Source organism: Pseudomonas sp. TH10 (genome assembly GCF_016651255.1).
In the GTDB taxonomy this organism is placed as follows: Bacteria; Pseudomonadota; Gammaproteobacteria; order Pseudomonadales; family Pseudomonadaceae; genus Aquipseudomonas.
This window is the reverse complement of sequence record NZ_JAEKEG010000052.1, coordinates 23,217-29,428: the sequence shown is the minus strand read 5'-3', so window position 1 is coordinate 29,428 and position 6,212 is coordinate 23,217. Positions and strand designations below refer to the sequence as shown.

Here is a 6,212-nt window from a genome sequence, read left to right as displayed (position 1 = left end):
GATGGGCGCAAATGCCAATGTTATTGATACCCCCCTGTGTAGAAGCGGCAGGCTGCGATCTTTGATCTTGCTTTACCAGGTCAAGATCAAAAGATCGCAGCCTTCGGTAGCTCCTACAGGGGATTTTGGTGTTAGTGGGTCAGGTGATAAACCGCATTCGCTAGGGCGATGTCTTCCAGGCCCAGGCCGATTGAACGGAAAAACACGTGACGGTCGTAATCGGGGCGCTGCACTTTTTCGCTGAGCAGATCCGCCAAATCGCCGATGATTGAATCCTTGCTCCAGCCATGCTGTTCACTGGCAATCAACATCTCACCCGCCGACCCCGGCGTGGTCAGACGATAGTCGCAGAATACCTGCATGTCGTTGAGGCTCTGCGGCGGTACTTCATGGGCGCGCGGGGCGTTGGTGCTGATCGAGGTGATCAGCGCCGGTTTGCTCAGGTCGCCGGGGTCGATCACCGGCCCGGCCGACGACGTGCAAAGCATGATCACGTCGGCCTCGGCGATGGCTGCGTCGCGACTGTCGGCAATCTTCAGGTTCGGTGCGATGGTTTTCAACAGCGCCTGAGTCTCGCGGTCTTCAGTAAGCGATGGCGAATACACGCTGATGCTCTGCCAGTCACGCAGCGATTTCACATAGTGCAGATGCGCTTGGGCAACCTTGCCGCTACCGATGATCGCCAGTCGGGTAGCGTTCAACGGAGCCAAGGCGTCGACCGCCACAGCGGTGGTCGCAGCAGTACGTGCGGTGGTCAGCTCACCGGCATCACAAAGCAGCAACGGCTGACCGGTCCGCGTCGACATCAACAACGTCCACGCCGTTACCAGCGGGCCTTGCTCGCGAACGATGTACGGTGAGGTCTTCACCCCATACACACCGTCTTCAGCCAGTACTCCCAGATAATTGATGAAGTCGCCTGCACCCTGCGGGAACTCCACCAGTTGTTGCGCCGGTTGCACGGCGTGTCCGGCGGCCAGGTCGCGGAACAGCTTGCGCAGGATCTGCGGCACGTCGATGCGCGCCAGTAGCTCACGGGCCTGAAGTTGGTCGATCACGTAGGGCGTACTGGACATGTCAGGCTCCGGAGTCTGTATTTAAACTAATTTGTCCATTATGGACATTTAGTTATCTCCCGCAAGCACCTGATGAAACGCCGGGCGAAAAAAAAGCGCAGTCCGTTGCCGGCTGCGCTTTTCTTTTAAACGTCGCTTACTGCGGACGCTTGCGCTCGACCGCGCGCAACAGATGCGTTGGCGGTGTTTCACAGCTGATCTTGCGACCGAGTTTTTCTTCGATGGACGGCAACTGGTAGGAGTCGTCTTCACCGGCGAAGCTGATCGACACGCCATCGGCGCCAGCGCGACCGGTACGGCCGATGCGGTGCACGTAGTCGTCGGGGACTTCCGGCAAGGTGAAGTTGATCACATGGCTGATGCCGTCGATGTGGATCCCGCGACCGGCAACATCGGTGGCCACCAGCACGCGAATCTTGCCTTCGCGGAAACCTTCCAGGGTCTTGATGCGTTTGTGTTGCGGCACGTCGCCAGACAACTGCGCAGCATTCACACCGTCGCGTACCAGACGTTCTTCGATGCGGCGGACTTCGTCCTTGCGGTTGGCGAAGACCATCACCCGTTCCCAGCCATTATCGTTGACCAGGTTGTAGAGCAGTTTGTACTTGTCGGCACCGGCCACTGCGTAGATGTGCTGCTCGACGTTTTCGCTGGCCACGTTGGTGACTTCGATTTCGACGATGGACGGGTCTGTCGTCCACTGCTTGGCGAGGTTCATTACGTCTTCGGTGAAGGTCGCGGAGAACAGCAGGGTCTGGCGTTCGCTTTTCGGTGGGGTCTGACGAATGATCTGGCGGACTTGTGGGATGAAGCCCATGTCGAGCATGCGGTCGGCTTCGTCCAGGACCATGACTTCGACCATGTCCAGGTGCACGTCGCCGCGCTGGTTGAAGTCCAGCAGACGGCCAGGCGTGGCCACGAGGATGTCGCAGTGACGGGCTTCGAGATGCTTGAGCTGCTTGTCGAAGTCCATGCCGCCGACGAACGTCATGACATTGAGGCCGGTGTACTTGGTCAGGTCAGCGGCGTCCTTGGCAATCTGCACCACCAGTTCCCGGGTTGGCGCGATGATCAACGCCCGTGGCTCGCCCATGTAGCGCTCTTTTGGCGGCGGGGTCTGCAGCAGTTGGGTGATGATCGAGATCAGGAACGCGGCGGTTTTGCCGGTACCGGTCTGCGCGCGGCCAATGGCGTCTTTGCCGGCGAGGGTGAAGCCCAGCACCTGCGCCTGAATCGGCGTGCAATAAGGAAAGCCCAGATCCTGGATGGCGTGCATCAGTTCTGGAGAGAGCTTGAAATCGTGGAAGCGGGTTTTGCCTTCTTGTGGCTCGACAACGAAATCTTCGAGTTTCCACGGAATGACCGGTGCCTTTGGCTTCGGTTCGCGACGCGGTTTGGCAGGCTTGGGGGCTTCGCTGCGCGGCGGCTCGTCGGCTGTTACCTCGACAGTAGGGGCAGCCGGGGGGCATCGGCTCGTGCTTGGGTACCGCTGCGGTGGCGGTCCGGCCAGACTGATTACCGTCGGCGCGGTGGCTGGGTGAGTGAGACGGAGCGCTGGAGGCTGGCGCGAGCTGCTCAGCCTCGCTTTTACCGAACATTTTCTTGAGTGCTTCGAGCACGGTCATCTCATCAATTGGTTAAGGAATGTACGCCGGCCAGTGTAATGCAAGAAACGGGCGCGGCGTAGTGTGATGATCAAAGGGCAGGAATTGATCGGAAAATCAGCGCAGGCGTTCGCTCAACCACACGCCGATATCGCGAATTTCTTCGGGTAACACTTCGTGCTCCATTGGGTATTCCTGCCATGTCACGGTGACACCATGGTGCTTTAAATACTCGTAGGCGCTGCGCCCCATCGAGTTTTGCACAACGTTGTCGAACTGACCGTGCAACGACAGCACCGGAATGCGTTGCTGGCTGGCGGACAATTGCAGTTCATCGCTGAATGTTGGCGCATACGTCGACAGCGCCAGTACGCCCCCCAGCGGCCCCTGCCATTTCAGAAACGCGGTGTGCAACACCACGGCGCCACCCTGGGAAAAACCGGCGAGGAAAATTCGCGAAGCGTCTATTCCGCTGGCGCGCTCGTTTTCGATCAATTCGATGATGCGATCGGCGGACGCTTCCAGCTCGTCACGGTCGATTGCCCGGGCCGGGCTCATGGCCTTGATGTCGTACCAGCTCGGCATGGCATATCCGCCATTTATCGTCACCGGACGGGTCGGTGCCTGCGGCAACACGAAGCGCGTGCTGAGCAGGCTTTCCTGCAACGCCTCGGCCACCGGCAGGAAGTCGTAACGGTCGGCGCCGAGGCCGTGCAGCCAGATCACGCAGGCATCTGCGGGCTTAACAGGCTGAAGAATCAAGGGCTCGGTCATGGCTGCTCCAAAAATGTGCGGGCGCTCTCATTAAGTGCGTGATTCGAGTGCGCGTCGGGTTGATCCGTTAAGAAGATGTCGCAAGGGTACAAGTTTTGCTATTGACCTGTCGCTCAAACGCTTCAGCTGCAGGTGTGGTACGGGCTTTGCTATGGGAAAACCCGAGCAATCAATCCTTCGCCTGGCGGTAACACTATCAGTGTACGACTCGCGACGGGATAGCAACGAATCCGGTGATGGATGTTCGCCAATGGCCGCTACGGGCTTAGCGAATGTGAAAGGGCTACAGCCCGTTCGGCCGATTTGGTGAGAAGTGAGTTGTCCATGATGTGGATTTTCTCCTACTAGACTCATAGCGAAGGTCTTACGTCGGTTGACCCTAAAAAAAGCCAACACGGGTCAACAACGCCTCAAAAGGGTGCGGCTGGACTCAAGCTCCGACACAACAAGAGCAAAACTGGAGGTTTGAATGAAGATGTTGAAATCCACCCTGGCCGTCGTGACTGCAGCAACAGTTCTCGGCGTCAGCGGGTTCGCTCAGGCGGGTGCAACCCTGGATGCCGTGCAGAAGAAAGGTTTCGTGCAATGTGGCGTGAGCGACGGTCTGCCGGGCTTCTCGGTACCGGACGCGACCGGCAAGATCCTCGGGATCGACGCTGACGTCTGCCGCGCTGTGGCTGCTGCTGTTTTCGGCGACGCGACCAAGGTCAAATTCAGCCAGTTGAACGCCAAGGAGCGTTTCACCGCGCTGCAATCCGGCGAGATCGACATCCTGTCGCGCAACACCACCATGACCAGCTCCCGTGACGCGGGCATGGGCCTGAAATTCCCGGGCTTCATCACTTACTACGACGGCGTGGGCTTCCTGGCCAACAACAAGCTGGGCGTGAAAAGTGCCAAGGAACTGGACGGCGCGACCATCTGTATTCAGGCCGGTACCACCACCGAGCTGAACGTGTCCGACTACTTCCGCGCCAACGGCCTGAAGTACACCCCGATCACTTTCGACACCTCCGATGAAAGCGCCAAGTCGCTCGAATCCGGTCGTTGCGACGTACTGACTTCCGACAAATCCCAGCTTTTCGCGCAGCGCAGCAAACTGGCTTCGCCGAAAGACTACGTGGTATTGCCGGAAACCATTTCCAAAGAACCTCTGGGCCCGGTCGTGCGTAATGGCGACGACGAGTGGCTGGCCATCGTGCGTTGGGTCGGCTACGCGCTGCTCAACGCGGAAGAGGCCGGTGTCACTTCGAAAAACGTGCTGGAAGAAGCCAAATCCACCAAGAACCCGGACGTTGCTCGTCTGCTCGGTGGCGACGGTGAATATGGCAAGGATCTGAAACTGCCGAAGGACTGGGTGGTAAAAATTGTTTCCCAGGTAGGTAACTACGGCGAAATCTTCGAGAAAAACCTCGGCAAGAGCACTCCGCTGGAAATCGACCGTGGCCTGAACGCCCTGTGGAACAACGGCGGCATTCAGTACGCACCACCAGTGCGCTAATGGTTCTATCACCCGGCGGGCCAACCGCCGGGTGATGTTCTGTTCCATTTCTTGCGGGGCACTTCATGCAAAATTCAATCGGCGCACCTAAGCAGAGGTTCAGCCTCAGCGATCCACGAGTGCGTGCGTGGCTGTTTCAGATCATCACCGTTGTGGCGGTGGTCGCGATGGGTTGGTATCTGTTCGATAACACCCAGACCAACCTGCAACACCGGGGCATTACATCCGGCTTCGGCTTTCTGGAGCGCAGTGCCGGTTTCGGCATCGCTCAACACCTGATCGACTACACCGAATCGGACAGCTATGCCCGGGTGTTCGTCATCGGCCTGCTCAACACCTTGCTGGTGACGGTTATCGGTGTGGTTCTGGCAACACTGCTGGGTTTCATCATCGGTGTGGCACGGCTGTCGCCGAACTGGATCATCAGCAAACTGGCGACTGTGTATGTGGAAGTGTTCCGCAACATTCCGCCGCTGCTGCAAATCCTCTTTTGGTACTTCGCGGTATTCCTGACCATGCCGGGACCGCGTGCCAGTCATAACTTCGGTGACACTTTCTTCGTCAGCAGCCGTGGCCTGAACATGCCGGCCGCACAGGCAGCTGACGGTTTCTGGGCGTTCGTGATCAGCGTCCTGGTGGCCATCGTCGGCATCGTGCTGATGTGCCGCTGGGCCAACAAGCGCTTCGAAGCAACCGGCGTACCGTTTCACAAGTTCTGGGTAGGCCTGGCCATCCTGGTGGTGATTCCGACACTGTGCGCGCTGATCTTCGGTGCCCCGTTGCACTGGGAAATGCCTCAGCTCAAAGGCTTCAACTTCGTTGGCGGCTGGGTGCTGATCCCGGAACTGCTGGCGCTGACGCTGGCCCTGACCGTGTACACCGCGGCGTTCATCGCCGAGATCGTGCGTTCGGGGATCAAGTCGGTCAGCCATGGCCAGACCGAAGCGGCGCGTTCGCTCGGCCTGCGCAACGGCCCGACCCTGCGCAAAGTGATCATCCCGCAAGCCCTGCGCGTGATCATTCCGCCACTGACCAGCCAATACCTGAACCTTGCGAAGAACTCGTCGCTGGCGGCGGGTATCGGTTACCCGGAAATGGTTTCCTTGTTTGCCGGCACGGTGCTGAACCAGACCGGACAGGCGATCGAGGTGATTGCCATCACCATGAGCGTGTACCTGGCGATCAGTATCAGCATTTCCCTGCTGATGAACTGGTACAACAAGCGCATTGCGCTGATCGAGCGGTGAGGAAACGCGC

Annotated in this window: 4 protein-coding genes and 1 pseudogene; 2 read left to right on the top strand and 3 right to left on the bottom strand. The window is 58.8% G+C overall.

The window, feature by feature from the left end:
• Positions 1-131: 131 nt before the first annotated feature.
• The 3 genes and pseudogenes from JFT80_RS08340 to JFT80_RS08330 form a co-directional block, all read right to left on the bottom strand.
• Positions 132-1,076 carry an ornithine cyclodeaminase family protein gene (locus tag JFT80_RS08340; RefSeq protein ID WP_201147560.1) on the bottom strand — a complete coding sequence of 315 codons (945 nt, stop codon included), beginning with the start codon at positions 1,074-1,076 and terminating at the stop codon, positions 132-134.
• A gap of 136 nt (positions 1,077-1,212) precedes the next feature.
• A pseudogene (rhlB, locus tag JFT80_RS08335) lies at positions 1,213-2,701 on the bottom strand (ATP-dependent RNA helicase RhlB).
• Between the two features lie 96 nt (positions 2,702-2,797).
• Positions 2,798-3,454 (bottom strand): alpha/beta hydrolase, encoded by a 657-nt coding sequence (locus JFT80_RS08330; protein ID WP_201147559.1) that lies wholly within the window; start codon positions 3,452-3,454, stop codon positions 2,798-2,800.
• A 469-nt stretch (positions 3,455-3,923) separates the two neighbouring features.
• On the opposite strand from JFT80_RS08330, the gene JFT80_RS08325 reads away from it, so the two are divergent.
• Both JFT80_RS08325 and JFT80_RS08320 read left to right on the top strand, forming a co-directional pair.
• Positions 3,924-4,955: an amino acid ABC transporter substrate-binding protein gene (locus JFT80_RS08325; RefSeq protein WP_201147558.1), complete on the top strand. Its 1,032-nt coding sequence runs from the start codon at positions 3,924-3,926 to the stop codon at positions 4,953-4,955.
• 65 nt (positions 4,956-5,020) lie between these two features.
• Positions 5,021-6,202 (top strand): amino acid ABC transporter permease, encoded by a 1,182-nt coding sequence (locus tag JFT80_RS08320; protein ID WP_201147557.1) that lies wholly within the window; start codon positions 5,021-5,023, stop codon positions 6,200-6,202.
• The last annotated feature ends 10 nt before the right edge of the window (positions 6,203-6,212 follow it).